Consider the following 24165-nt stretch of genomic DNA (forward strand, 5'->3'; position numbering starts at 1 on the left):
TGTGGCCATGAAATCAGCGCCGGCGTTCTTCGCAGCTGCGAACGCTTCCCAGGGCGTACCTTGTCCATCGGAGTATCCAGTGTGTGCGTGAAGATCTCCGAAGTATAGGTTGTAGGCCGTCGTCTTCTCTCTGCTTCCTGCAGAACTGGCGTTCTGGCAGGAGAATGGCACAATCATCACTGCGACCGCCACTACGAATAGCACGGCCTGCATCATCCGCTTGAACATGTTGTCCTCTCCCCCTGGATCAAAGGCTACTGGCGTACTGTAGGGTGGAGGATAAATTTAATAACTTCCTGGCTTCTGACGCAAGACAAGGCGCGTGACCTCTTATCCAGTAGTTATCGAGAATTAGCCCGTCTACCATCTTCTGAGGAGAAATGAAAGAGGTTAGTGAGGGCTATGAACCCCCTCATTTTCGATACCTTCTCGAGATGCCACTCCTGAATGCCGGTGTACCTTTCTCAGTCGAGCAAGTCGAAAAAGCGTGCCAAAACCCCCTTAGGTACATTTATCTATTTTAATAAAAATAGCATGATTTTATGTTTCGCCCCTCGACGATTGAGAAAAGCACTTAGGGAAGGAGAGGTGATTGGGCCTGAGGAGTTAGAGAAGATGGAAAAGACCAAGGTGAATACGCCAAGCGGACCAGCGGATGCGACGGAATTGGAATTCAAGGTCAAGAGCGAACCTTGGACTACATTGGAGCTGGAAGATGGGACGACACTGCATATCAAGATCAGCATTGGGAAAGTCTTCCGGTTGGAGCAGTACGACCAGATGACTGGAGAACCCGCATACGTGTTCAGGTCCAATAACATAGTCCGGTCCCAGGTGCCTGCCAAGCTCAAAAAATTCCAGTCCTATCCGAAAGCGACGAACGAAGATGTCGCGTAGCGATAGCGGAAGCCACGACTTCGTTATGGTCTGGGCCTACTGGATGCGAGCTGACACGTGGATCCGAGCGACACACATAGCAGCTTGCTCGAGCGAGGCGACGCGTCTCGAGTAGGGCTTAGTAGATGAGTGCCGAACTATCGCTGATCCAAAATCTTGATCAGATGCCATCCGAACTGCGTCCTCACAGGACCTACGGTCGAACCTTTCTGACCATTGAAAGCGGCCTCTTCGAACTCCCGGACCATCTGTCCTCTGCCGAACCACCCGAGGTCGCCTCCTTTCTTGCCTGACGGACAATCCGAGAACCTCTTCGCCAGCTCAACGAAGTTCTCGCCCGAGTTGACCTTCGTGAGCAGTTCCTTTGCCTTGTCCTCGCCCTTCACAAGGATGTGCGCTGCATGGACTTGCTTTGCCATGGCCAAGCGTAACGAATCGATAGATATGAATCTTGCCGATGGTCTTTGAGGAATACAAGCGGTCGCCGTTGTCGCGCTCGACGAATCTAAAAGCCCAATTACATCCTTGGCGTTGTGGCGTGTCATGGACGAGTGGACCTACCTAGCCTTCTTCGCGGGAGCGCTGACATCGACTGGTTATCTGCCTCAGATCATCAAAGGCTTCAGGACCAAGAGGCTCGAGGACGTCTCATTGCTCATGCCAGCAGTGCTTGGCATCGGCATGTTCCTCTGGCTCGTGTACGGATTGGCCAGAGAAGATCCTGCCATAATCGCGGCAAACGTCGTAGGCTCTTCATTCACCGCGATCCTGGTTCTGATGAAAGTGCGATATGACGCATCGAGTTCGCGGAAATGACCGTCAAAGCCTGCTCATACGCTTCTCGTCTCGGATGTCGATGCAGTCCTCACGGCCCGTGTCTCGCTCGGGATTTGCGAAGAAGTAGAGGAATAGCGCAATTCCGGGTGAGAACACAGCAGCCAGCATCCATTGCAGGGTAGAGCCGCTCACCTGGAATCCATCCTCCGAGCAAGCAACGACCAGCAAGAGACCGACTATGAACATGATCATGAGAACGACGAAGATGGCACTCAGAATCGCCGAAGCATCTGGGCCTAAGGATTGGGTGAAGAAGATCGCGAGAGTGACAACGACGCCCAGAAATGACACCATGCTGACTAGAACGCCACACGCCATGCCTCTGTCCGTTTATACCACCTGAATGTTTACGAGCGTCTTGGCGTTATCTATGCTCTTCCTCGAGATACCAGCCGCCAGAGACGGTCGAGGCCCTCCGGCGAAATCACGCCCTGGATTCGGCCGATCTCGGTGCCTCCAACAAACGCAGCCACAGTTGGAATCTCATCTATGTTCCAATCCTTCCATTCAGGATCTCCGCGCATGATCTCCACCATGAATATGGGTCCAGCCCTGCTATCTGTCCAGGACTCCCAGGTGGGCTTGGACTCCCTGCAGTCGATGCACCAGTTACCGAAGAAAAGAACCAGAGCAGCCTCGCGCTCCTCTCTCACGATTCTAGCGAGCTTGTTGGATTTGATCTCCTTCGCCAATTGAACTACCTGAGCACCAAATGATAGGAAGGATAGTTGAAGCTTAGCCCTGCAAGGCAATCTGTAGACATACGCACATTCGGCCTCCAAGCTGAATATCGAGTGAGTCGATTCAAGGACGACTAGTCCTCACGGGCTGGCGCCGTGAGATCCCACTCCCCTGCCTCCTTAGGCGGGCTCGGTTGCCGCGGCTTCTTCCTTGTTATGTAGACCTCGAACGCAAGTATGACTGCCACAGCCAATAACGCCAGGGCCGGAGCGAGCCATACAATCAGAGCATCCCGCACGGGGTCGATTCTCTCCTGTAGATAGTATCCTGAAGTGTCTGGTGATTTTGGCAAGATATGGTCGTATTGTGTTGCCATGCCGATGACGAGCAGGAACACCGCTCCCATTGCAAGGAGCCACGTGCAAGATAGAAGCACTACTATCCGTGTGTTCTCATCGGGAGAAAGGAGGTCTCTCGCCTTCCAAGAAAGCCCGTAGTACACGAACCCGTGGTCCTCGTATCTCTTGACGAGGCCGCCCTCCTCCATCTTCTTCAGGTGCCTGAAGACCGCCGCCTTGTCTATGTTGAGTGACTCGGCAAGCTGCGACACGGTCCTCCGCATCGGCTGTAGCGATTTCAGTATGTCCAGCCTCGTGTCAGAGGCTAGCGCGAACAACGCTTTCTTGTCAAGCTCTACTCGCATCCTCGGGTCGCCTAGATGGAATAGGTGCTCCTGGAACATTAAGCTCCCCTTAGTAGGACGGGGTGGTGCTGCGGGTCATCCTCAGAGTAGACCAACGAGTTCTCCTCCTGCAGGTCGGAGAGCCTATTGACCTTCAGCATCGAATATGATATCGTATACAGATGGTCCTCAATGTAGAGCGACCTTTGGACCTCCGCATCCCTCCAAACGCTTGTGGCTTGGTGCTGTATCACACCTCTGAATGATATACCGCCGGTCAGCGAGATGTCGAAGACGTACGCACCACCAGTGTAGGTGGAGTAACCTGACGCATAATCGTAGCTAGTCACAGGGATGACTAGCAGCTGCTTCTGGAGGTCGAACAGGACTGCCTTGTGGTCTGAAAGGGCAGCGGACCACGAGTACGATTCGGTTAGGCACTTACTTTGTTCAGTCGGATTGGCCGGGTCCGAGACGTTGTACAGCGCTATCTTAAGTCTGCCTGATTCCGACCCGATGCCGAGCACATGGTCCCGATCCACAGGATGCAGATAGGACGAGAAGCCAGGCATGGACAACTCTCCGACCACCCTCGGTGCTGTCGCGGTCGAAAGGTCGATCACGAACAGCGGGTCCACCTGTCTGAATGTGATCAGATAGAGGGTGTCTCCGACGAACCTAGCGGCGTAGATGTCTTCGGATGGCGCGAGCCCTTCCAGCGCCCCTACTGTCCTGAGCTCATCGTCGAGGATGTACACGTTGTTCATGGTGACGTTCCCGGAATTAGTCGTGGCGACTCTCAAGTACGGTGCTTCCTCACCCATCGAGAACTGATTCAACAGCCAACCGCTGACGTCTCCTCTTGCTGAGGCCGACATTCTGAGTCCGTCGACCGTCACCTTATAGATTGAGGTGGTTGTCGTGCTCCGCCATTGAGCTACAGATCCTGACGGCGAAGTGGGCGACTCCATATCCCACTTTTGGAAGGTGAGATAGAGCGCGCTCTGGGACATGTAGATCATGGACGATGACCCGGCGACTATCGAAATGTAATAGAAGCCACCCGTCGTCAATCGAACGGAGAGCATGTTCAAGAACGAGTTCGCGTCCTTCGTGTCCGGGTCATATCCAATCCTTACCGGGTCGAAGCTGTTCTCCGAGCCGCCGACCCAGTACTTGGGCAGGATCTCCAGGCCGCTGGAACCCCAAACATACGACTGTGAAATCACGTAGAGGTAGTCTCCTATCAACCTGCTCCCGACATAGTGCCCGGATATGCTGTATGATGCCTCGAGCCTAGGCGTTGATGGGTGGGTCATGTCGAACACGGAAACGATCGTCCGGATACCTTCCGGCCTGCTGAGCGACGAGAAATCCATCAGCCGGATATCCAGCGGGTCGTATCGACCGCCCACCCATGAGATTACGACCAGCTTGCCATCCGTGATGAACAATCCAGAAACGCCGAAATTGGCTTCTTGGGTTTCGCCTTCCAGGATATCATCCGCATCGATAGAGGAGACGTTCCTAAGATCCTCGGGCGGGTATGCCGCGACGATGCTCACCCTGTCTGATGACGCAATGTATGCGTAGATTCCGTCGGTCTTCACGATGTCCGCCTCATCGACCCCCGCAACCTGTATGTTCGTTTCGGAGTGTGAGGGCGCGCCCATCTCGTACTTGAGGGAGCCATCAGATAGCAGGGGGTCGCCTGAGTGCCAGCCCAGGTAGGGATATCCTTGACTGGCCGCATCTAGAGACTTCTCGAAAAAGAGTGACATCTCGGCCCTTGAGCGAAACGTGGCCAACACTTGCTGGTCTATCGTCAATGGCTGATGGCCGTCTGTTCGGATTATCGCGTATACCAAGGTTCCGGCGGAGATTGCCACGATTGCCACGAGAAGTGCAAGCAGAGCTTTGAGATGGGAGTCCATGGTTGTCGAATGACCAGTGGCCGACAAGCTATAAGAAAACGTGTTCGCCGTTGACTTGGAGGTCAACGGCTTGTGAGGTTTGCCCAGATCTACTTGCTCTTCTTTGAAATCTTCGCCAAGACGACGACAACTCCGACCAATCCTAGAACTGGAAGCATGAGGGTCGTGAATTCTGGGATCAGCGTTGAGTCGATGTTTATGATCTGGTCGTCATACGGCGCGCCTGCCCCTGTCTCCGTGTCGGTCGTGGATACAGCCCAAACGTGTATGGTCACGGCCCCCGAGGAAGGCGCCGTCCAGTCAACTGTCCAAGTATCGACAGTCATCGGCCTTGTGTCCGCCGTCGAGGCGATTGCCGCCGGATTGTTCACCTCAACATTGGGGCCGGGGTTGAGGAGGGTCCCACCGCCTGATAGCGTCAACAAGAACCCATTCTCTTCTGAAGCCCCGTTAACATCCGTGACGTTTATGAATATCGTATAGGTGGCCCCTGGCGTGTATGTCGCTGGCAAACCTGAGACACTTAGCATACCTACCGACTGCACATCATGGCAGGGAGTGCAGTCCACCTCGCGAGACGGCTGTGCGGTCGATATGCTAGCAGGCGCCAAAGCGACTGCAAGCAACACGATTGTCCCGACCAAGGCGAGCAACGACGCAACTCGTTTTCGTGAAGTCGTCGGAGCTGCTGCTCTAGGAGGTCGTTCTGTGACCTTCACAAATTCTCCGGTCAAACCTGTTCTGTCCATCCTGCTCGAATCATCAGTTCTCAATATGTCACCTCAAACGATTTGTCCCTAGGTCCGATTGATGCTGGGCATCTGATCCCAGGATTTCAGCCCTTGACAGCAATCATACTATATAACACTGTTACCTTGCGATTTATATAACATTGTTACCTCGCAATTGCAGAAAACCTGTGGACGAGCTTCACTTGTCTCATGCTGCGTAAGGATGATGTCAACTCATCATGGTCCTTTCAACCTGGATCGGGAGCCGATGGATGAACAGAGGCACTCCTCCTTGTCGAACCATGGCAGCGCGGGATCTCCAACTCTGTCACAATATCCTAGAGTTGTGAGAGCAATGTTCCGGATTGAGTCCGAAACATGTCTAGCCCTTCGCTAGCACCCTTCCAATTCTCTCTGCAACATCCTTCGACATGTCATCGGCAGGAATAATCTCTATCATCTCCGGGCTGGAGGCTCCAAGGCCGAGCTCAACGGCTCTTCGGATCTGGTCCTGTCTGAAGATGGCCTTCTTGTCAATTTTGTTCGTGCTCCCATGCATCTTCAAAGTTGCAATGCCTACCGAATCCAGTGCTATTCGGTCGGAGGAGGCGAAAGTCAGGTCTGCCTTCCACTTCGAGCCAGACATAGGGCCTCCTGTGTAGAACGCCTCGACCCCATCCATGACCACCAGCGCCGGCTTGTACGGGTAGTTCATCTCGGCAATCATGTTCCTCTGGTTGATCACAGATGTGTGCAACTCGGTCATGTTGCTTCGGTGAACCATCCCAGTCGTCAACTTCAGAGACATAGTGAAATGTCCTCCGTACTGATGCGTCTTCAGGCAGCACAGACCTATGACAGCATCCGCCTCGAGAACCGGCTTGGCGAACCAGAAACCGTTCATCCAGTGGCTGCCGGGCGGTTTCACCTTCACGTAGTTGCTCTTCGGCATCTCGTCGAACACCAGGCACTCGAATCCCAGCTCCTCCGCCAATGCAAAAACACCCTTCTCCTGAAAGACCCTGCTTGTCTTGGCGGGGCCGCTTCTGTCTCCAACAACTATCTTCTTCGGCCCCTGCTCCTTGATCAGTTCGATCAATGTCCTCAGTGTGTCGATGTGGGTGGACCCAGGTGCCGGGTCGGCCGTATTGAAGTTCGGTTTGACCATGACAGTCTTCCCACGGAGGTCTGGCATTCCGAGTGTCCCGACGACTTTCCTTGTCCCACTCGCCCTGTCTGGGTCGAGAGCGACAACGACTTTCGATTTGGGCATGTGGTAGCATCTTCCTAGGTCGTGACTGTGAGTGAATGGTCTGCTTTTACCTTTTCGCAGAAATAACGCTGAGAGCGAGGTCGACAGCCTTCTTGGGACTATCAACTTCGATCAGGTCCGGAATCGGCTTGGTGTGTGCCTTTTGTAGCTTCCAGGAGCGCAGGCCGATGACAGTCTTCCCCAGGTTGAGTGCATGGGCGATTTCCGAGAGCGTCCCGAACTCCCCTCCGACCGCGATGACAACATCGGCCGTCTTCACGAGCATGACGTTTCTACCCATCCCCATGCCCGTGACAATCGGTATCTGGACATACGGGTTTGCGTCGTTTCTGTTGTCCGAGGGTATTATCCCGATAGTGAGCCCACCCTCCCTTCTTGCACCTTTGCACGCGGCCTCCATCACACCCGTGAGGCCGCCGCATACGACAGCCGCCCCTCTTTTCGCTATCTCTGCGCCGACCTCCTCCGCGAGGATTAAGAGTTCTCCTTCCGCCTTGCTGGAGCCTATGACACCAACGATCTTGAATCCCACGATCGACGTAATCGCCCTTTGGGTTCATAAGCTCGAGCCGGTTTCATTTCCGCGAAAGAGGTTTTCCAACGACATGTTTATTAACCCAGCTGTGCGATATTAGCCGACCATAATCGGAGGGATCCCCCGATGCCAGACATCAGAGAAAGAGTAGAGGAAGATCAGGGCATTTTGAAGAAGATACAGAGCGTCATTCCTGGATTCCGTGGTTACCGGAAGAAGGAGGACCTCAGGGATGCGGACAGGATGCTCCGCATGCAGCTCGCTGACAAGCTCGGCTTGCAGAGGCGAGGGCTCGAGGAGTGTAGGGGCGTTCTCGTGCAGAGCTATGGCTCCAAGGAGATCGAGACGCTTGGTGGACTCATATTCACGTTCAAGAAGGTCGAGGGCCTCGTGACCCATGCGGAGATGGGCTATTCCGGCATTGCCGCCGACATCCAGATCAAGGAGGATGAGCTCGACAGGCTCTATGAGTTCGACGCGGCTATGCTCGACCACATAACATCCATTGCGGCAAGCATAGACTCGCTCAAGAACTCGCTGATGGCTGCCGATGAGCAGAACAGCTACAAGGACCTCATGAACATCAAGGCGAGGATAACCGCATTCGAGGACCAGTTCAACAGACGGATGAACGTCATCCAGGGGACGGAGGTGTGATAGATGAGTCTGATAGGTGCGGATACATTCAAGTGGGAGGACATCGACAAGCGTCAGAACATCATGTATCGGATGCCCAGGAACATCAAGTTTAACGACAACATAGTCGTGAGAGAAGACGAGATGGCCGTCTTCTTCAGGGACGGCAAGGCGCTCGCGTACATAGACAGGCCAGACAGGTACGCGCTTACATCGCTGAACGCACCCATAGTGGGCAAGATAGTCAAGTTCCTCTCGGGCGTACAGCAACAGGCCGAGGTCGTCTACCTTCAGAAGAGAGTATTCGACGGCAAGTTCGGCAGCAAACAGGCCTACCAGTTCAGGGACAAGGAGTTCGGAATGGTCAACCTGCGTGTGTTCGGTGAGTTCAGGTACAAGATCGCAGCCCCGGAGAACTTCGTCAACCAGTTCGTGGGCACTTTCAACTTCGCCACCAGCGCTGAGGTGGAGGACAGGATCAAGGAACAGATGGTCATCCTGATATACGACTCGCTCGGCGACATGAAGAACCAGGGCATGGGCGTTGCGGACATAGCGTCCAACCTGACGAACATTGAACAGGTCGTGCTCACGAGGACAAAGGAACACTTCGACCTTTATGGAATAACGATAGACAAGCTCTCCGGGCTGTACATATCCCTGCCAGAGGAGGTCCAGAAGGCAGTCGACACGAAGTCCTCGATGACCATCCTCGGCGCGAACTACATGCAGTACCAGACAGGACAGGCCATGAGGGATGCGGCAGTGAACCCGGCCGGAGGCGCCGCTGCTGCAGGTGTCGGCGTCGGCGCAGGTATCGGCATGGGCTGGAGCATGGTTGGTGCCATGACTCAGCCACCTGCTGGCGCTCCAGGCGCCCCGGCCGCGCAGCCGGCTCAGGTAGCCGCCGTGCCACAGGTAGCATGTCCCAAGTGCGGCACTCAGAACCCTGCTAACAACAAGTTCTGCGCTTCCTGCGGCGCCAAGCTTAGCGTCGCGACAGTACCATGTCCCAAGTGCAAGGCAGAGGTGCCCGAAGGCACGAAGTTCTGCCCTGAATGCGGAACGGCGATGGTCGCTACGAAGAAGTGCGCCGCATGCGGTGTCGAATCGCCGGCCACATCGAAGTTCTGCGCGGGATGCGGAAAGGCTCTATAGAAACCAAACCGCTTAGGAGTAAGGAACCAGCCCCCAGGAGTTGAGATAGCTTGGCATCTACCAAATGTCCGAAGTGCGCAGCCCCAGTGCCGTTCGACACAGGGGTAAAGTTCGTCAAATGTCCGTACTGTAGCTCGCAGATATACATCGACAGAACGGGGGCGGGTTTCTACTATGCCCTCCCGTTCATGGTCACCGAGAGCGACTCGGTCGGCATGTTCAAACGCTGGGCGGCCGGGTCCACCAAGGCAAAGGATCTGGACAAGCTCGCTCAGCTAGCGGGAGTCAAGAGGCAATACTTCCCAGTCTACATGTTCAAGAGGGATGTGAACGGGGTCGAGCAGGTCCTCATAGAGACCGCAGGATCGACGACTCTCCCAGGCTTGCACAACCTCAAGGTTCCTGCAGGCGACTTGAAGGTCTTCGACGCCGCCTTCGATACCCAGGGCGCGGAACTGGTCAAGCCTGACATCGAGATGACGTCGTACCTCAGCACGCTTCCGGGGAAGCCCAAGGAGCAGGCCCTGGTCTACTTCCCGATATGGAAGATAGACTATGTTTTCAACCAGAAGAAATATGGAGTGGTCATCGACGCATCGTCTGGCGAAGTATTTTCCGCAGAATTCCCCACAAGGAGCTCGATGGCGTACATGGCAGTCGCATTCATCGGTTTCTTGGCCTTCATAGGCGAGGGTCTGCTCGCCACGAGCTCGCTCGTTGCGGGTGCAGGTCTGATGGTCGTGACGGTGATAGGCGTGTTTGCGGCAGCGCTGTATGTTTCGAGGAGGATGTGAGAATGGATATCTCAGTAGGTTTGAACTGTCCGACCTGCGGCGGCGCCATATCGCTCCCCGAAGGCGAGACGACAATCTCGTGCCAATACTGTGGGTCTGCACTCTTCGTCGAAGGGGACCAGGGAGTCACCACAATCGCATTCAAGAACAAGGCCTTGAAGGACGCTGCGGTCGCGTCCACTCAGCATTGGTGGACGCATGGGCTGAAGGCGAGAGATCTCAAGAAGGTCGGAAAGATCAACGAGGCCTACCCGATCTACCTGCCGTTCTGGAAGACGACCACCAGGGTTGCCGGCTGGATATGCGGTTATGAGGAGAGGAGGCACACGGACCAGAAGGGCAACGTGAGAGTCGAGAAGATACCGAAGGAGGTCATGGTGCTCCAGGACTATGTCTTCTCGGAGATCGCTTGCGACCCAGGAGACCTGGGCATAAGAACGCTCAAGAACATGGTCGGCGAAACGAGTTTCGCAGACTTCGATATGATTCCGACCTTCGAGGCGACCACGAGCAAGGACGCTGCGGTCACTAAAGCCAAGGGCGACGCACTTGCGAAGGCGAGGGCGAGCGCACATGTTCCTCATGTGACATTCGAGAAGCTGCACGTGTTCGCGAAGGCCCTCACGATGATATACTACCCGATCTGGGTCGTGAGGTACAGCTACAGGGACAGGATGTACATGGACACTGTGGACGGCGTCACAGGACAGGTCATGTCCGGCAGGGCGCCCGGAGATCCATTGTTCCAGGCGCTTGCAGTCACATTCGGTGCCGCAGGCGGCGGTCTGGTCGCTGCTGGGAGCATCATCTACGCTGGTGCATCATACGCAAACGACGTCAGGATAGCCGGTGTTGGCCTGGTCGTGGGCGCGGTGATCCTGTTCCTTGCGTACCGGTTCTTCAGGCACGGTTCCGAGCGTGTTCAGGGCGAGTTCAAGGAGAAGCACGCGGGTGTTGGTGACTTGCTCAAACAGGCTCAACAGGTGTCCAAGACTCTGGAGGGATTGCGATGAGGGTCATACAGGTCAAATGCCCGCAGTGCAACAGTCCATTGACCATGAAGCAGAAGGACAAGCTGTTCTACTGCGCTCAGTGCGGCACTATGCACGTGAGGAACGGCGGAGTGGAGAAGCTGGATTACGAGATCGCGGAGTTCAGCCCCAACGCTCAGGGCGAGAAGGTGTTCATGCCGTTCTGGAGGGTCTACGCTTCCCTGATTGTAAGGTCCAAGAACGTTGAGGGCGGCACGCTGTTCAAGATCGCCAATTTCCTGAAGGGAGGCGACAGTGGGAACATGTTCATCTACATCCCAGCTGCGGACCTTAACACGGGCGACTTCAGGCGGATGGCGGTCCAGTTCACGTCAAGCCCGCCGAGGTATTCGACCAGGCTCAAGTTCGGCAACGAAGTGAGGATCCCGGCCGCGATATCCAAGCAGGAGGCTGCGGAGCTGGCCGACTTTGTCGTAGTCACAATGGAGGCCGAGCAGCCCGGCGTGCTCCAGAGACTGGACTATACGCTCACAGTCAACGACACCAAGCTGGTCTATTTGCCCTACGTGAGAAACGCGCAGGGCCAGCTGATGCCCGGACTGTAGGTGAGAACCCCAATCAAACTCATTTAGCGCTTCTTTCCTTCCTTTTGGATAGGAAGTCCTGGATAATCTTGCCGTGGTCGAATGCGAACTTCGGGAGCCTGTCCAGCGGGACCCATTCAGCGTCCTTCGCGTCGTCCCCTGCTCTCAGGTTCCCGCCAACCGGCTTGAGATGGTACACCGCGGTGACGAAATGGCCTCTCGGGTCCCTGTCGGGCACCGAGTAGACTCCCACCAGCTCGATGATATCGGTCCTTAAGCCTGTTTCCTCTAGAACCTCTCTGACGACACAATCCTCTAGACTCTCACCATAATCTAGGAAACCGCCAGGAAGTGCATACGACCCCTTGTACGGTTCGCGTCCTCTCTTGATGAGAACGATCTCGTTGTTCTTGATGATTATTCCGTCTGCAGTTACGGAGTGTTTCCTCCAACCGTTCTCGAACTGGCTTTGAAGAGAGTCAGCTTTGTTCTCATATTCTCTGAGTATCTCCTCACCGAATGGGGTGAGCGTCGAGACTCCTCCCTCCCTGCCTCCCCTGGTCGATGCGACTATGTCTCCGCCCGCGCTCTGGGCGATTCTGTGGAGTATCCCCCACGCGTGCCTGTAGGACATGCCCATCTCCTTGGCTGCCTTGGATAGGGAGCCTGCGTCCTTCACCTTTCGAAGGAGTTTCGCCCTTCCATCGCTGACGATGAATCTCCCGTCTCGCTCGAGCCACATCTTGAGCTTGAGGTCGTACATGCCGAGTTCCGTTCGGAGGAACTCTCTCATCCGTACTTACACGTTTCGAGGGATTTCACGGAAAGGGTCATGTGGGGCTCGCAATCCTCGATTTCAGAATCCTGACGATCGTCGTAAGATAAGGCGTGGCGAGGCGACCTAGGAACCGAATGCTGTTCACTTCATCATCGGGACTCGAACCTTTTTGGCCCTTGCGACCCTTATTGCCTCTGGATAGCCCGCATCAACGTGTCGTATGATTCCCATGCCGGGATCCGCTGTGAGCACACGTTCGATCTTCTCGTCGGCATCCTTGGTGCCGTCAGCGACCACCAACAGTCCAGCATGGGTGGAATACCCAATGCCGACACCACCACCGTTGTGAATGGCGACGAGGTCGGCGCCGGCTGCCGTGTTCATCATCGCATTGAGCATTGGCCAATCCGCGATCGCATCGCTTCCATCTCTCATCCCCTCAGTCTCTCTGTTGGGTGATGCGACCGAGCCACAGTCCAGATGATCTCTGGTGATCACGATCGGTCCGCTGAGTTCTCCGTTCCGGACCATCTTGTTGATTATCCTGCCGAACCTCGCTCTCTCGCCGTAACCGAGCCAACAAACCCTTGCGGGCAGTCCCTCGAAAGGAACCTTCTCTTCGGCGAGCTTGATCCAGTTGACGAGCCGTTTGTTATTCTTGAACTCTCTCATGACCACCTTGTCGGTCTTCAGAATGTCATCAGGGTTCCCTGAGATGGCCACCCATCTGAACGGTCCCCTGCCCTCGCAGAACATGGGTCTGATGTACAGAGGGACGAATCCTTTGAACCCAAACGCATCCTTGACGCCGGCCTTGAGCGCCTGACCGCGGATATTATTTCCATAGTCGAATACAATCGAACCTCTGTGCATGAACGCGAGCATCGCCTTGACATGGATAGCGATGCTCTCCTTTGCCCGTCTTCGATACTCGTCCGGGTCCGAGGCTCGTAGCTTGGCGGCGGCGCCCATGTTCAACCCTTTCGGAATGTATCCTCCCAGCTCGTCGTGAGCGGAAGTCTGGTCAGTGACGACATCTGGTATGACGCCTTTCTCAACCAACAGGGGGTGGGTCTCAGCGCAGTTCCCAAGCAGACCGATGGACAACGCCTTCTCCTTTTTCCTGGCGTCCATGGCCACCTTCACTGCTTCGTCCAGATCGTCCATTTTCATGTCGCAGTAGCCCACTTTGACGCGCCTGTCGATTCTCTTCTCATCGCACTCCACTGCGAGACAGACGCCGCCATTCATCGTGACCGCAAGCGGTTGAGCACCTCCCATGCCTCCAAGACCGCCTGTCAGGACAAGTCGTCCCTTGAGCGATCCCCCGAAGTTCTGCCTCGCACATTCAGCGAACGTTTCGTAGGTCCCCTGCAGGATACCTTGAGTGCCTATGTATGCCCATCCCCCTGCGGTCATCTGGCCGTACATGATCAGGCCCTTCGCTTCCAGCTCGTGAAACACTTCCCATGTCGACCATCTGGGCACCAGATGGGCATTCGCAATCAGGACTCTAGGGGCGAGCTTGGTTGTCTTGAAGACTCCGACAGGCTTCCCGGACTGTACAAGTAGAGTATCATCCTCATCTAGCTCGGTCAACGACTTCACGATCGCGTCGTAGCAATCCCAGTTCCTCGCAGCCTTGCCGGTGCCGCCGTAGATGATGAGCTCTTCGGGTTTCTCGGCGTTCTCAAGGTTGTTCTGGAGCATTCTGAGTATGGCTTCCTGTCTCCATCCTTTGCACGCGAGCTTGTTACCTCTCCTCGCCTTGATGTTCCTCATTCTGCTCGGAGTCCACAGAGGATTCGCTCGATAAGAGGCTTTTGGACTGAGAGGAAGCCTTTATCAGAGGGTCGGGGCATGACCACGACGAACATGTTCGACATCCCCACTGTCCTGACGGCAGATGAGATACTGGACAAGGCATTCAAGAGGGCGTCCAAGGTCGATTTCGTAGGAGTAACCAAACTTGAGAGCGTCAGGGAGATCAACATTGGGAAGTTGAAGTCATCTAGGGACATCATTGTGAGCACCATGGGGAAGTACGTCAAAGCCTTTCCCAGCATCGACCGGGAAAGCCCCTTCTATGCCGAACTCATCAACATCGCCGTCGGGAGGGATAGGCTCAAGAAGTCCCTGGGCGCCATCGATTGGTCCCGTGGAAACGTGGCGAGGGTCTCCAGAGCTGCAACGAGGGAGATGGCATCCGCGCGTACCATAGGGAAGATAGACGAGGTCAGGCGCTCAGCATATGGGAGGATGGCGTCTTTCGTGAAGCAGGTGGACAAGGAGCTGAAGTTCCTCGGAAAGGCAAGGAACATCATGCGTAAGTTCCCTGCGATAAACCCCGAGGACCCAACTGTCGTAATCGCAGGGTCTCCGAACGTAGGTAAGAGTCAGCTGGTCGGGAGGATATCGACTGCCAAACCCAGGGTCGCCGTGTACCCCTTCACCACGCAGGAGATCTCGGTCGGCGTCTTCGAGAAGAAGTACTTCCGATACCAGGTCATTGACACGCCTGGACTTCTGGACAGGGACCTCAGCGAGAGGAACGCGTTCGAGCTCAGGGGCATACTCGCGCTCAAACATCTTGCGGACCTGGTAGTGTTCATGTTCGACCCGAGCGAGTCCTGCGGGTACAGCATGGCGGACCAGGAACATCTGTTTAGGGCCATCAAGAAAGAGTTCTCGACCGTGCCGATCATCGAGGTAGAGAACAAGATCGATATGCTGAAGACGAAGAGCGACAGGATGAAGCTATCGGCCATCACGGGCGATGGCGTTGCGAAACTTGTGGACGCTATCGTCGCCCAGCTCAAGCCATCAGCAACACTTATAGTTGCAACCCGCGATTAGCTCTCGGGATTGCACGTCTAGGTCGTTCCGCGGAGAGGTCGTGCCACCGTCCGAGGATCCATATCGGGGGGACAAATGAAGACAGTCGTGTGCAGTGAATCGATGGAGGAGTACTTCTCCACACTCCAGCGTGAGGTGGATAGGTGCTACGAAGTCGCCAAGCGCGCAAGGATGAGGGGTTTCGACCCCGAATTGGATGTCGAGATCCCCCAAGCATCTGATCTGGCTGCGCGCGTCGAGAAACTCCTGTTCGAATGGGACGTGGAAGGAGTCGCATCCCGAATTAGGGAGCTCAGCAGAGACCACAACAGGGAAGAGGTCTCCATCATCATTGCGAAAGAGTATGCGAAGCTGCCTGCCAAGTCCCGGGAGTTCGCGATTGAGAGGGCGGTGAGGTTAGGACTGGCAGTCCTCACGGAAGGCATACTTGTCGCTCCGCTCGAGGGCATAACCGGCGTATCAATAGGACGCAACTCAGACGGGACAGACTACCTCGCAGTCTATTACTCAGGACCGATAAGATCTGCCGGCGGGACCGGTCAGGCCATGAGCGTTCTGATAGCTGACATCGTTAGACGCGAGCTTGGCCTGGGAAGGTATCAACCAACGAACGGGGAGGTCCACAGGTTCAAGGAAGAGATACTTCTCTACAAATCATGCCAGCATCTGCAATATACTCCAACGAATGAGGAGATAGAGCTGATTGCGAGGAACGCTCCGGTATGCGTAGACGGAGAAGGTACGGAAGACACCGAGATCTCAGGATTCAGGGATTTGCCCCGAGTGGGGACGAACAGAGTGAGAGGAGGAGCCTGTCTGGTCATAGCGGAAGGTCTTTGTTTGAAGGCCCCGAAGGTGCAGAAGCACGTGAAGCGCCTTGGGATAGACGGCTGGGAGTTCATCGATCAGTTCCTGAGCCTGAAGAAGAAAGGGGTCGAGGACGGAAGCGCGGAGATTGCCCCTAGCGCGAAGTTCTTGAAGGACATGCTCGCTGGCAGGCCCGTGCTGGCATATCCGTCCAGGGTCGGCGGCTTCAGACTGCGGTATGGTCGGACAAGGGCGACCGGTCTTGCCGCTCTGGGAATGAACCCCGCGACAATGACACTCCTCGGGGAGTTCGTGGCTGTCGGGACGCAGATCAAGATCGAGAGGCCTGGCAAGGCGGGGGCCATCACGCCATGCAATACGATCGAGGGTCCCATAGCGCTCCTTGACAATGGCGACCTTGTCCAGATCGACACCCCCGAGGCTGCTCGGGACATCAAGGAGCATTTGAGCGAGATAGTGGATGTGGGCGAGATCCTGGTCCCGTACGGGGAGTTCGTGGAGAATAATCATCTATTGATGCCGGGCGCCTACAGTGTCGAATGGCACAGAGAGGAGCTCATTGAGAAATGTGGTGAGCTCCCGAAGAACTGGGAGAAGCCAACGTTGGATGAGGCCCTCGAGATGTGCCGTGATCACGGTGTGCCCCTCCATCCGAACTACAACCTGTTCTGGTCGGACATGCTTGTCGAGGACATCATGCTTCTACGAGATCATGTCATGAGAACGGGCAAGCTTGACGGTGAGACTCTCACTGTGGCCAATACGGCGAGCGTCAAGAGTCTGCTAGAGCGCCTGGGCGCGCTTCACTGTGTTGCCGACCAGCGCCTTGTGCTCGAAAAGTGCGCTAGGCCACTGATGTTGGGTCTTGGTTTGGATGCGACCAAGGACGAGATCGAGCCCAGATCGAAAGCGACCCCAGGTGTCAAGAAGCCGCTGGAGCTAGTGTCTGCGTTATCGGGTGTTGAGATCAGGGCCAGAGCGGTCACGCGGATAGGGGCGAGAGTGGCTAGACCGGAGAAGGCCAGGGAGAGACGGATGAGGCCTCCGCCTCACTGCCTGTTTCCTGTGGGCGCAAGCGGAGGGCCTCAGAGGATTGTGAACCTGGCAGCCGACGCTGGTGAGATCAAAATCGAGCTTGGCGAAAGAATCTGCCCCATGTGCAATCGGAAATCGTTCATGGCAAAATGCGAGTGCGGCGCGCACACCGTACCTACGGGGAGCGTTGAAGTCCAGGAGATCCCCGTAGGTAGGATCTTCAACTCTGCGATGGACCGCCTCCGGGAGAAGCGCACTCTGGAGGTCAAAGGCGTCCAGGGCATGATATCGAGGAACAAGACGCCCGAGGCGATAGAGAAAGGAATACTCAGAGCGAGGAACGAGGTGTTCGTTTTCAAGGACGGGACGATCCGTGTGGACGCCACCGATGTTCCGCTGACGCATTTCAGGCCGGACGAGGTCGAGATCGACGTCGTCACTGCTAGGAGGCTGGGATACACGAAGGACTTCGTCGGCAGGGAGCTGGAACGGCCAGACCAGCTGGCGGAACTCCGCGTTCAGGATATCATAGTTTCGAACGCATGTATCAACTACATCATCCGGACGTCCAAATTCGTCGATGACCTCCTCGTCAAGCTCTACGGTCTTGAGCCGTTCTACAGAGTCGAGAGGAAGGAGGACCTGGTAGGTCATCTCGTAGTTGGTCTAGCGCCCCATACCTCTGGCGGCGTTCTCTCTCGGATCGTAGGGTTCACGGATGCTCATGCCGGGTACGCCCATCCGTTCTTCCATGCCGCGAAGAGGAGGAATTGTGATGGGGACGAGGATTCAATCATCTTGCTGATGGATTGTCTGCTGAACTTCTCACGTGCCTTCTTGCCGGAGAAGAGGGGAGGGCTTATGGATGCACCGTTAGTGCTCACGACCAAGCTGGACCCCAACGAGATCGACAAGGAGGCGCATAACATGGATGTCGGGGGCAGGTATCCCCTGGAGTTCTATAGGGCCACGCAGAGGTACGCACATCCGAAGGAGGTGGAGGCAATGATGGACCTCGTCGGCGGCAGGATAGGGACGGTCCTCCAGTACGAGGGCATGAGCTTCACTCACTCGCTTGGGAACATATCGGACGGCCCGACCATGTCCGCCTACACATCCTTGGAGACGATGGATGACAAGTTGAGAGCCCAGATAGCGCTCGGCATCAAGATCAGGGCCGTGGACGCAGCCGATGTGGTCCATAGGATCATAACAAGGCACCTGTTGCCTGACATCCAAGGCTGCCTCAAGAGCTTCACCGGACAGCAGCTGAGATGCTCCAAGTGTGGGCAGAAGTACAGGCGCATTCCGCTCAAAGGCAAATGTTACTGTGGCAACAAGCTCACCCTGACCGTGCACGAGGCCGGAGTGAGCAAGTACTTGGAGAGGACCAAGGAGATAGGCAACGCCTTCAAAGTGCCAGCATACACTCTGCAGCGGCTATCGCTCCTTGAGAACTCGATCAACTCGCTGTTCCAGTCGGACAAGGTGAAGAGCCCAAAGCTCGACGAATTCCTCTAGAATCATTCCTCGAGAGAGGAGATCTGTTCTCGGATGCCCTCAAACCGCTCCTCGAGCGTCTTGAGCCCCCTTATCAGGACCTCCTTCGCCTGGAGCGCCCCGTCCGTCTCGAACCTGAAGAGTATCTTCGTGGGGTCCGGTGTGATCTTTATCACGCCAGCGTCACAGACCTCGACACAGCTGTTGCAGAGGTTGCACTTCTCTGGGTGCTTCGCGACGATCTTCCGGTCCTCTTTCCCGAGCACACCTTTGGGGCACACTTTGACGCAGCTCCCGCCGACGTCGCACTTCGAGGCGTCGATGGTTATCTTCGCAAAGTACCGGTAACCAGCGCCTGTCGCTACCTGCCACTTTGCGTGCTGCTTGCCGGTTCCGAGCTCAGCGGTCGCGTATATGAGCAGCGCCTGGTCATCGGCAAGCTTCACTATCGGGATGAGGTCGTCTTTGATTTTCAACTTCTGGTCGCCTATCGGCTCAAGGTCCCCCGAGTATACAGTGCAGGGCCCCTTCTTGTTGAGAGAGTACATGATCGTGCAGCTCGGGCACCCCTCGCCTTTGCAGGTGCATTTCGCCCTGAAGTTGAATGCGTCAAGATCGGTAGGGATCGGTATAAGCCCCAACCTGTGGGAGACGATCTCATCGAACATGGGGGATACGCTCTCATACGCGACGCCCTTCTCGTCCATTATTGGGCCCAGGTGGAATTCGATAGAGTCCAGTGCCATCTTGGGGACGTCCGTAACGATAGTTCTCCTGAGCGCGTTCACGAACGCTGGGTTGGTGTTCGTGATGACGAACTGCGCCTTCGTCTGGGTCATCTCGACAATATCGATCTTCATTTAGAACCACTCTATACCCTGCGTCCCCTTCTGCCGCCCTTCTTCTTGGTCCCGTCGTGAGGCACAGGGGTGACGTCTTCGATTCTTCCGATCCTCAGCCCTGCCCTGGCAAGCCCTCTGATGGCTGCCTGAGCCCCCGGCCCTGGGGATGCGGACTTGTTGCCACCAGGCGCGCGGACCTGGACGTGGATGCTGTCTATCCCCTTCTCCTTCGCGATTTCAGCGACCTTCTCAGCCGCCTTCATGGCCGCGTACGGAGAAGACTCGTCCTTGGCCGCCTTCACCACCATGCCTCCGCTGGCCTTGGTAATGGTCTCAGCTCCGGTGACGTCCGTGATAGTTATGATAATGTTGTTGTAGCTTGCGAAGATGTGCGCGATGCCCCACTTGCCCATTCAGCTCACTCCTTCCTCTCTTCTTCCTCGGGCTCAGGAGGATTGGCAGTCTCGATGTCCGCTTCCTTGTCCTCCTTCTCTTCCTTCAGCTCGGCAGTGACCAACTTCTTGAGCTTCGGCTTCGCGACATGGATCTCGTCCTTCTTGGGCAGCTCCTTCTTCGCGGCCTCCTCCTGGGCTTTCGCCTGTAGCTCTTCGGGTTTCGGTCTCACAGGGTGGAGGTCATTTGCTATCGGAGATGTCGAATGGTACTGGATCTGTTCCTCCTCGCCTCTCCTGACGAGATAGCCTGGAATAGTGATCTTCCTGTCTCCAATGGCTGCGTGACCATGGACTATGAATTGCCTCGCCTGCTTCGGAGTATATGAGAGCCCCTTCCTGTAGACGATCGTCTGCAGGCGTCGAGCGAGGACGGCCTCGGTTGTCAAGACCAGGACGTCATTGAGGGTCGCCCCCTCAGCTGTCAACAGCGACATCCTAGCGCATCTTGCGAGCAACTGGTCGGTCTCAATCTTGGCCTGGGGGTCTCCGGTCCTGACTCGCGCCTGGAGCTCCCGGCTCTGTGCTCTCAGAGACCTGATCAATGATTGCGCGCGCCAAAGCTCCCTCTTGTTCTTGAGGCCGTACTTCATGACAATTTCGTTCTCGGTCTTTATGCGCTCGCCCTCCCACGGGTGGGCTGGAGTCTCATACTTCCTTCGTGAAAACTTCGGGTCTCCCATGGGTCACACTACTCCTTCTTCTTCTCGCCCTCGACAGCTGCTCCGGGCTCGAGCTTCTTCCTGATGACACCCATGGTCATACCAGTCCTGCCATTGGACCTCGTCCTCTGGCCACGAACCTTCTGGCCCTGTTCATGTCTAATGCCCCTGTAGCACCTGATCATCTTCAACAGGTTGATGTCATCCCTCCTGTTGAGTTCGACATCGACGCCCACAAGGTGCGTGTCTGCACCTGTCGACCAGTCGCTTTGTCTGTTGACCATCCAGTGCGGGACCTTATCAGAATAATCGTTAACTAGCTTCCCGAGTTCAGCCGTCTTGCTCTCTGGCAGATCGCCGATCTTAGCGCTCCTCGGGATGCCCGCCATGCGTGCGATGTTCTCGGCGCTCCTGATGCCTACGCCCTTGATACCTGTGAGTGCAATCACGATGTTCTTGGTCCCGTCCAGGTCGGAATTCACAATCCTAACGATATACCTGAAGTTTTCGTCCCTTTTCTCCAAGGGCTTCTTCGCGACGGGCGAACTCCTCTCTCCCTTCTTCCCAGCCTTGGCTGAGTCCTTATCCTTGGGCGCACCCTTCGTCTTGGCCTCTTTCTCCTCGGGCAAACGGCAACCTCCGCGGTATATCTCTTAGTCCTATCCAACCAGACAATCAAGGCTGTCTGGGGAGCATTCTCCCCGACACACTAAGGTATATAAAACACTTATGCTGGTGATGAACGGCTGATTAGCGCCGATTCTGAGACATCCAGCACCTAGTCCTCCTTGGACAAATCCTCAAGGGGCACTCGTTTGTGCGGGTGTGCGCGAGATGCATCCCCTCGGGCGTGGTTATGCTCATGGACGTGCCTTCCCTCTCTCTCGATGACCTTGGTCAGCTCTGCGACAGCCTGGTCCATCGACACGGGCAGGGCGCCAACCTGGTAACCCATTGAATCCAGAACGTCGAACAGCTTCGAGACTGGCGGAATCTCCAGCCCGGCCTTGTCTAGGACTTCTCTGGCCAAGACAAGGTCACGCATCGATCCCTCCATGATGGAGGACACGTTCAGCACGATTGCTCGGTCAACTATCTCGGCAGCAGCTTCCAGATCATGGGTCGCTATCAGCATGGTCTTGTCCATGTTCCTGAGTAGCCTGATCAGCTCGCTTCTCGACCTCGGATCGAGGCCGGAAGTCGGTTCGTCCATCAATAGCATCTTCGGGTCCATGGCAAGCGTGCCCGCGATTGCGACCCGTTTCTTCATCCCGTAGCTGAGCCTGTGCGGCCTCCGCTTCGCAAGATGCTCGATACCTGCGCTCTTGAGCGCCTTGGTCACGCGCCCCTCGACATCGTCCAGGCCGAGATTCCTCGGTCCGAACGCGACATCCTCCTCTACCGTGGGCATGAATATCTGGTCATCTGGGTCCTGGAACACGAATCCGAGGTTCCTCCTCACAGTGTCCGCATTGGACCTGTCCAGGTCCATCCCGGACACCGTTACCTTGCCAGTGAATGGCATCCTGAACCCTGCTATCAAATGTAGCAGGGTCGACTTACCGGCGCCGTTCGGCCCGACGAGCGCGACCTTCTCTCCCTCCTCGATTGCCAGCGTGATTCCTTCTAGGGCAACCGTACCATCATCATAGACGAACCCCAGGTCTTGCGTCTCGAGCAACCTCAGATGACCACCTCGATCTGTAGCGCGAGCAATACTACGGATGCAGCGAAGAAAACCGCCATGAATGACGCTTCAGCAAGAGCGATGGTCGAGCGCTTCCACATCGACATGTCCTCCCTGAAACCTCGGGCCTTCAGCCCCTCATAGACGTGCTCCGCCCTCGCGGATGACCTGACAAGCACCATTCCGGCTGTATACGACAGGACTCTCATACCGTTCCTGTCAAGGAGATTCCTCCCTCCGGCAAACCCCCTGGCCTTCCTAGCGGTCTTCATCCTCTCGTACTCATCGGATATGAGCAACAGATACCGGTAGGTAAGCATGAGAAGTGTGGTGAGCAAGGCGGGGACTTTCAATCTTCTCAGGCCCGAGAACAAGCTGAAGGTCTCTGTCCCGGTTGCCAGGGTCAGCAGGGCAATGGTGCAAGCTGAGACCCTCATACACATGTTCGCGCCCTTCTCCGCTCCCCCAAAGACGAAGACTGACGCGGACGCGACGAGAATGAATGGGAGCGCCGCGAGATAGGCTCTAGACAGATGACCCAAAGGGACCCTGCTGGCCGCAGCGAACACGATCGCGATTGCGAGCGATGCCAGGAGAAGCGTCGTCCTCGTCAGTAGCGCGGTAGCCACCACAAAGGCAAGCACGCCTAGCAGTTTGGCTCTCGGGTCCAGCCTGCCGAACCATATCTGGCTAGCGTGCTCGTCCAGACGCTGGATGCTCCGACCCACGCTAACGTGTGCAACTATCATGATCTCAGGATCATCCACTTATCTTTCTTGAATCTATGAGCCTGAGAATGCCCAGCGTGGCCAGCGTAACCGCAAGGAAACCCATGATGCCAGCAAAGAGCGCTGCGAAGTAGCTCTCTCCATAGCTGAATGGAGATTCCGCAATCGGTTCACCCTCGCTGACGCCGGCCCCTGCCACGGTCTGCTCCAACCCGTCCTTGCCATCGCTCGCGTACAGGAAGTAGAACGGGAGTGCCAACGCGAAGACGATGAGGACAGCGATGGTCGCCTGGATGGTCTTCGACGACAGAATGCGTGCGGTGCCAGATCGCGAAGCGTTCGTGCCAGTCCTGCGTAGGAAAGTCTCTGGAGAAACCTGATGAACGTAGGCAATGACCCCGACCGTGATTATGGCCTCCCCAATCCCGATTATCGCGTGGTATCCGAGCATCGCGGGCACCGATACGGTAGCTGCAATGCCGTACGCGCCTGAGGAGATGGCATAGCTGACCGCCAGTTCCGCAGCGCAGGCCGCAGCAGCAACGAACACGCTTGCCCAAGACGCCATAGCTACCGCCATTCCTTCGCCGAGTCTCTCAGAGCGTACGGCAATGGGTTTGACCAGATTGAACACTCCCCAGCCAGTGAGAGGGGCGATGACCGCCATGTTCAGTCCGTTCAACCCGAATGCGGTGATTCCGCCATCCCCGAACATGAGGGCCTGAATGAGCAACACGACGGTCATTCCAACAATGGCCATGGCGGGTCCCACCATGATCGCGAAAAGCGCTCCGCCGATCAGATGCCCTGTGGTTCCTCCTCCGACAGGGAAGTTGACCATCTGGGCAACGAATATTCCAGCCGAGAGCAGTGCTGTCCTCGGGAGATCCTTGTCACGGAGATCTCTACGGGAGATGACGAGTGCCGCCCCGACCACAAACAGGAATTCGACCAGGCCAATCGCAGCGACGATAGGGTCCATTAGCCCATCTGGAACATGCATCTCGGTTCACCCATGTAATACGTTTGTGAATTTTCGTAATACCGTAATTCACGTTGGATA

Annotated in this window: 27 protein-coding genes; 9 read left to right on the top strand and 18 right to left on the bottom strand. The window is 56.0% G+C overall.

The window, feature by feature from the left end; genetic code table 11:
- A partial coding sequence (locus tag KJ653_02700) for a DUF3604 domain-containing protein (GenBank protein MBU0684746.1) occupies nt 1-228 on the bottom strand: 228 nt, incomplete at its 3' end.
- Nucleotides 229-615: 387 nt separating this feature from the next.
- On the opposite strand from KJ653_02700, the gene KJ653_02705 reads away from it, so the two are divergent.
- A complete protein-coding gene (locus KJ653_02705; GenBank protein ID MBU0684747.1) occupies nt 616-897 on the top strand; it encodes a hypothetical protein in 282 nt (93 codons plus the stop codon).
- A gap of 137 nt (nt 898-1034) precedes the next feature.
- Here KJ653_02705 and KJ653_02710 read toward each other — a convergent pair whose 3' ends face one another.
- Entirely contained in the window at nt 1035-1316 is a 282-nt protein-coding gene (locus KJ653_02710; GenBank protein MBU0684748.1) for a peptidyl-prolyl cis-trans isomerase, read from the bottom strand.
- 124 nt (nt 1317-1440) lie between these two features.
- Between KJ653_02710 and KJ653_02715 the strand changes: the two genes are divergently transcribed.
- On the top strand, nt 1441-1713 hold the full coding sequence (locus KJ653_02715; GenBank protein MBU0684749.1) for a hypothetical protein: 273 nt from the start codon (nt 1441-1443) through the stop codon (nt 1711-1713).
- A gap of 3 nt (nt 1714-1716) precedes the next feature.
- Here KJ653_02715 and KJ653_02720 read toward each other — a convergent pair whose 3' ends face one another.
- The 7 genes from KJ653_02720 to KJ653_02750 all read right to left on the bottom strand — a co-directional run bounded on the left by KJ653_02720 (nt 1717) and on the right by KJ653_02750 (nt 7567).
- A complete protein-coding gene (locus KJ653_02720) occupies nt 1717-2052 on the bottom strand; it encodes a hypothetical protein (protein MBU0684750.1) in 336 nt (111 codons plus the stop codon).
- Nucleotides 2053-2102: 50 nt separating this feature from the next.
- Entirely contained in the window at nt 2103-2426 is a 324-nt protein-coding gene (locus tag KJ653_02725) for a thioredoxin family protein (GenBank protein MBU0684751.1), read from the bottom strand.
- Nucleotides 2427-2548: 122 nt separating this feature from the next.
- A complete protein-coding gene (locus KJ653_02730; GenBank protein ID MBU0684752.1) occupies nt 2549-3157 on the bottom strand; it encodes a winged helix-turn-helix domain-containing protein in 609 nt (202 codons plus the stop codon).
- Nucleotides 3157-5031, bottom strand: a complete 1875-nt coding sequence (locus KJ653_02735) for a beta-propeller domain-containing protein (GenBank protein MBU0684753.1) — start codon at nt 5029-5031, stop codon at nt 3157-3159. Before KJ653_02735 ends, KJ653_02730 begins: the two co-directional genes overlap by 1 nt.
- 89 nt (nt 5032-5120) lie before the next feature.
- The gene (locus KJ653_02740; protein ID MBU0684754.1) at nt 5121-5561 is read right to left on the bottom strand and encodes a hypothetical protein; all 441 of its coding nucleotides are present in this window, start codon (nt 5559-5561) and stop codon (nt 5121-5123) included.
- A 583-nt stretch (nt 5562-6144) separates the two neighbouring features.
- Nucleotides 6145-7035, bottom strand: a complete 891-nt coding sequence (locus KJ653_02745; protein ID MBU0684755.1) for a DUF362 domain-containing protein — start codon at nt 7033-7035, stop codon at nt 6145-6147.
- 46 nt (nt 7036-7081) lie between these two features.
- Nucleotides 7082-7567, bottom strand: coding sequence for a TIGR00725 family protein (locus tag KJ653_02750; protein MBU0684756.1), 486 nt, complete (start codon nt 7565-7567; stop codon nt 7082-7084).
- Between the two features lie 129 nt (nt 7568-7696).
- Between KJ653_02750 and KJ653_02755 the strand changes: the two genes are divergently transcribed.
- Genes KJ653_02755 through KJ653_02775 form a run of 5 tightly spaced genes read left to right on the top strand, consistent with a single transcriptional unit; the run spans nt 7697 to nt 11755 of the window.
- Nucleotides 7697-8227: a hypothetical protein gene (locus tag KJ653_02755; protein ID MBU0684757.1), complete on the top strand. Its 531-nt coding sequence runs from the start codon at nt 7697-7699 to the stop codon at nt 8225-8227.
- 3 nt (nt 8228-8230) lie between these two features.
- Nucleotides 8231-9364 carry an SPFH domain-containing protein gene (locus KJ653_02760; protein ID MBU0684758.1) on the top strand — a complete coding sequence of 378 codons (1134 nt, stop codon included), beginning with the start codon at nt 8231-8233 and terminating at the stop codon, nt 9362-9364.
- Between the two features lie 50 nt (nt 9365-9414).
- Entirely contained in the window at nt 9415-10158 is a 744-nt protein-coding gene (locus KJ653_02765; GenBank protein ID MBU0684759.1) for a zinc ribbon domain-containing protein, read from the top strand.
- A 2-nt stretch (nt 10159-10160) separates the two neighbouring features.
- The gene (locus tag KJ653_02770; protein MBU0684760.1) at nt 10161-11171 is read left to right on the top strand and encodes a hypothetical protein; all 1011 of its coding nucleotides are present in this window, start codon (nt 10161-10163) and stop codon (nt 11169-11171) included.
- A 44-nt stretch (nt 11172-11215) separates the two neighbouring features.
- A complete protein-coding gene (locus KJ653_02775; GenBank protein ID MBU0684761.1) occupies nt 11216-11755 on the top strand; it encodes a hypothetical protein in 540 nt (179 codons plus the stop codon).
- Between the two features lie 19 nt (nt 11756-11774).
- Here the strand turns inward: KJ653_02775 and KJ653_02780 are convergent, their stop codons facing one another.
- Nucleotides 11775-12527, bottom strand: coding sequence for an NUDIX domain-containing protein (locus KJ653_02780; protein ID MBU0684762.1), 753 nt, complete (start codon nt 12525-12527; stop codon nt 11775-11777).
- Nucleotides 12528-12653: 126 nt separating this feature from the next.
- Nucleotides 12654-14294, bottom strand: coding sequence for a urocanate hydratase (gene hutU / locus KJ653_02785; GenBank protein MBU0684763.1), 1641 nt, complete (start codon nt 14292-14294; stop codon nt 12654-12656).
- A 93-nt stretch (nt 14295-14387) separates the two neighbouring features.
- Here hutU and KJ653_02790 point away from each other — a divergent pair, with 93 nt between their 5' ends.
- Both KJ653_02790 and KJ653_02795 read left to right on the top strand, forming a co-directional pair.
- Nucleotides 14388-15368 carry a 50S ribosome-binding GTPase gene (locus tag KJ653_02790; protein MBU0684764.1) on the top strand — a complete coding sequence of 327 codons (981 nt, stop codon included), beginning with the start codon at nt 14388-14390 and terminating at the stop codon, nt 15366-15368.
- Between the two features lie 102 nt (nt 15369-15470).
- Nucleotides 15471-18752 (top strand): DNA polymerase II large subunit, encoded by a 3282-nt coding sequence (locus KJ653_02795; GenBank protein ID MBU0684765.1) that lies wholly within the window; start codon nt 15471-15473, stop codon nt 18750-18752.
- A 2-nt stretch (nt 18753-18754) separates the two neighbouring features.
- On the opposite strand, the gene KJ653_02800 is transcribed toward KJ653_02795, so the two are convergent.
- The 7 genes from KJ653_02800 to KJ653_02830 all read right to left on the bottom strand — a co-directional run bounded on the left by KJ653_02800 (nt 18755) and on the right by KJ653_02830 (nt 24105).
- The gene (locus KJ653_02800) at nt 18755-19591 is read right to left on the bottom strand and encodes a DNA-directed RNA polymerase subunit D (protein ID MBU0684766.1); all 837 of its coding nucleotides are present in this window, start codon (nt 19589-19591) and stop codon (nt 18755-18757) included.
- An 11-nt stretch (nt 19592-19602) separates the two neighbouring features.
- Complete coding sequence (locus tag KJ653_02805; GenBank protein ID MBU0684767.1) at nt 19603-19986, bottom strand: 30S ribosomal protein S11; 384 nt, start codon at nt 19984-19986, stop codon at nt 19603-19605.
- A 5-nt stretch (nt 19987-19991) separates the two neighbouring features.
- Nucleotides 19992-20708, bottom strand: coding sequence for a 30S ribosomal protein S4 (locus tag KJ653_02810; protein MBU0684768.1), 717 nt, complete (start codon nt 20706-20708; stop codon nt 19992-19994).
- An 8-nt stretch (nt 20709-20716) separates the two neighbouring features.
- On the bottom strand, nt 20717-21211 hold the full coding sequence (locus KJ653_02815) for a 30S ribosomal protein S13 (protein MBU0684769.1): 495 nt from the start codon (nt 21209-21211) through the stop codon (nt 20717-20719).
- A gap of 254 nt (nt 21212-21465) precedes the next feature.
- On the bottom strand, nt 21466-22374 hold the full coding sequence (locus KJ653_02820; protein MBU0684770.1) for an energy-coupling factor ABC transporter ATP-binding protein: 909 nt from the start codon (nt 22372-22374) through the stop codon (nt 21466-21468).
- Complete coding sequence (locus tag KJ653_02825; protein ID MBU0684771.1) at nt 22371-23123, bottom strand: energy-coupling factor transporter transmembrane protein EcfT; 753 nt, start codon at nt 23121-23123, stop codon at nt 22371-22373. Before KJ653_02825 ends, KJ653_02820 begins: the two co-directional genes overlap by 4 nt.
- A 10-nt stretch (nt 23124-23133) precedes the next feature.
- Nucleotides 23134-24105, bottom strand: a complete 972-nt coding sequence (locus tag KJ653_02830) for an energy-coupling factor ABC transporter permease (protein ID MBU0684772.1) — start codon at nt 24103-24105, stop codon at nt 23134-23136.
- Nucleotides 24106-24165 lie beyond the last annotated feature (60 nt).

It is taken from the genome of Candidatus Thermoplasmatota archaeon (assembly GCA_018814355.1).
Lineage (GTDB): Archaea > Thermoplasmatota > Thermoplasmata > UBA10834 > UBA10834 > COMBO-56-21.

What these genes read in the sequence shown, in the direction of transcription:
- KJ653_02715 (MBU0684749.1), top strand. Translation starts at nt 1,441, where the DNA reads ATGGACGAGTGGACCTACCTAGCCTTCTTCGCGGGAGCGCTGACATCG.
- KJ653_02775 (MBU0684761.1), top strand. Translation starts at nt 11,216, where the DNA reads ATGAAGCAGAAGGACAAGCTGTTCTACTGCGCTCAGTGCGGCACTATG.
- KJ653_02830 (MBU0684772.1), bottom strand. Translation starts at nt 24,105, where the DNA reads ATGCATGTTCCAGATGGGCTAATGGACCCTATCGTCGCTGCGATTGGC.
- KJ653_02720 (MBU0684750.1), bottom strand. Translation starts at nt 2,052, where the DNA reads ATGGCGTGTGGCGTTCTAGTCAGCATGGTGTCATTTCTGGGCGTCGTT.
- KJ653_02705 (MBU0684747.1), top strand. Translation starts at nt 616, where the DNA reads ATGGAAAAGACCAAGGTGAATACGCCAAGCGGACCAGCGGATGCGACG.
- KJ653_02795 (MBU0684765.1), top strand. Translation starts at nt 15,471, where the DNA reads ATGGAGGAGTACTTCTCCACACTCCAGCGTGAGGTGGATAGGTGCTAC.
- KJ653_02730 (MBU0684752.1), bottom strand. Translation starts at nt 3,157, where the DNA reads ATGTTCCAGGAGCACCTATTCCATCTAGGCGACCCGAGGATGCGAGTA.
- KJ653_02760 (MBU0684758.1), top strand. Translation starts at nt 8,231, where the DNA reads ATGAGTCTGATAGGTGCGGATACATTCAAGTGGGAGGACATCGACAAG.
- hutU (MBU0684763.1), bottom strand. Translation starts at nt 14,294, where the DNA reads ATGAGGAACATCAAGGCGAGGAGAGGTAACAAGCTCGCGTGCAAAGGA.
- KJ653_02810 (MBU0684768.1), bottom strand. Translation starts at nt 20,708, where the DNA reads ATGGGAGACCCGAAGTTTTCACGAAGGAAGTATGAGACTCCAGCCCAC.
- KJ653_02825 (MBU0684771.1), bottom strand. Translation starts at nt 23,123, where the DNA reads ATGATAGTTGCACACGTTAGCGTGGGTCGGAGCATCCAGCGTCTGGAC.
- KJ653_02800 (MBU0684766.1), bottom strand. Translation starts at nt 19,591, where the DNA reads ATGAAGATCGATATTGTCGAGATGACCCAGACGAAGGCGCAGTTCGTC.
- KJ653_02770 (MBU0684760.1), top strand. Translation starts at nt 10,161, where the DNA reads ATGGATATCTCAGTAGGTTTGAACTGTCCGACCTGCGGCGGCGCCATA.
- KJ653_02780 (MBU0684762.1), bottom strand. Translation starts at nt 12,527, where the DNA reads ATGAGAGAGTTCCTCCGAACGGAACTCGGCATGTACGACCTCAAGCTC.
- KJ653_02755 (MBU0684757.1), top strand. Translation starts at nt 7,697, where the DNA reads ATGCCAGACATCAGAGAAAGAGTAGAGGAAGATCAGGGCATTTTGAAG.
- KJ653_02790 (MBU0684764.1), top strand. Translation starts at nt 14,388, where the DNA reads ATGTTCGACATCCCCACTGTCCTGACGGCAGATGAGATACTGGACAAG.
- KJ653_02740 (MBU0684754.1), bottom strand. Translation starts at nt 5,561, where the DNA reads ATGCTAAGTGTCTCAGGTTTGCCAGCGACATACACGCCAGGGGCCACC.
- KJ653_02805 (MBU0684767.1), bottom strand. Translation starts at nt 19,986, where the DNA reads ATGGGCAAGTGGGGCATCGCGCACATCTTCGCAAGCTACAACAACATT.
- KJ653_02710 (MBU0684748.1), bottom strand. Translation starts at nt 1,316, where the DNA reads ATGGCAAAGCAAGTCCATGCAGCGCACATCCTTGTGAAGGGCGAGGAC.
- KJ653_02745 (MBU0684755.1), bottom strand. Translation starts at nt 7,035, where the DNA reads ATGCCCAAATCGAAAGTCGTTGTCGCTCTCGACCCAGACAGGGCGAGT.
- KJ653_02735 (MBU0684753.1), bottom strand. Translation starts at nt 5,031, where the DNA reads ATGGACTCCCATCTCAAAGCTCTGCTTGCACTTCTCGTGGCAATCGTG.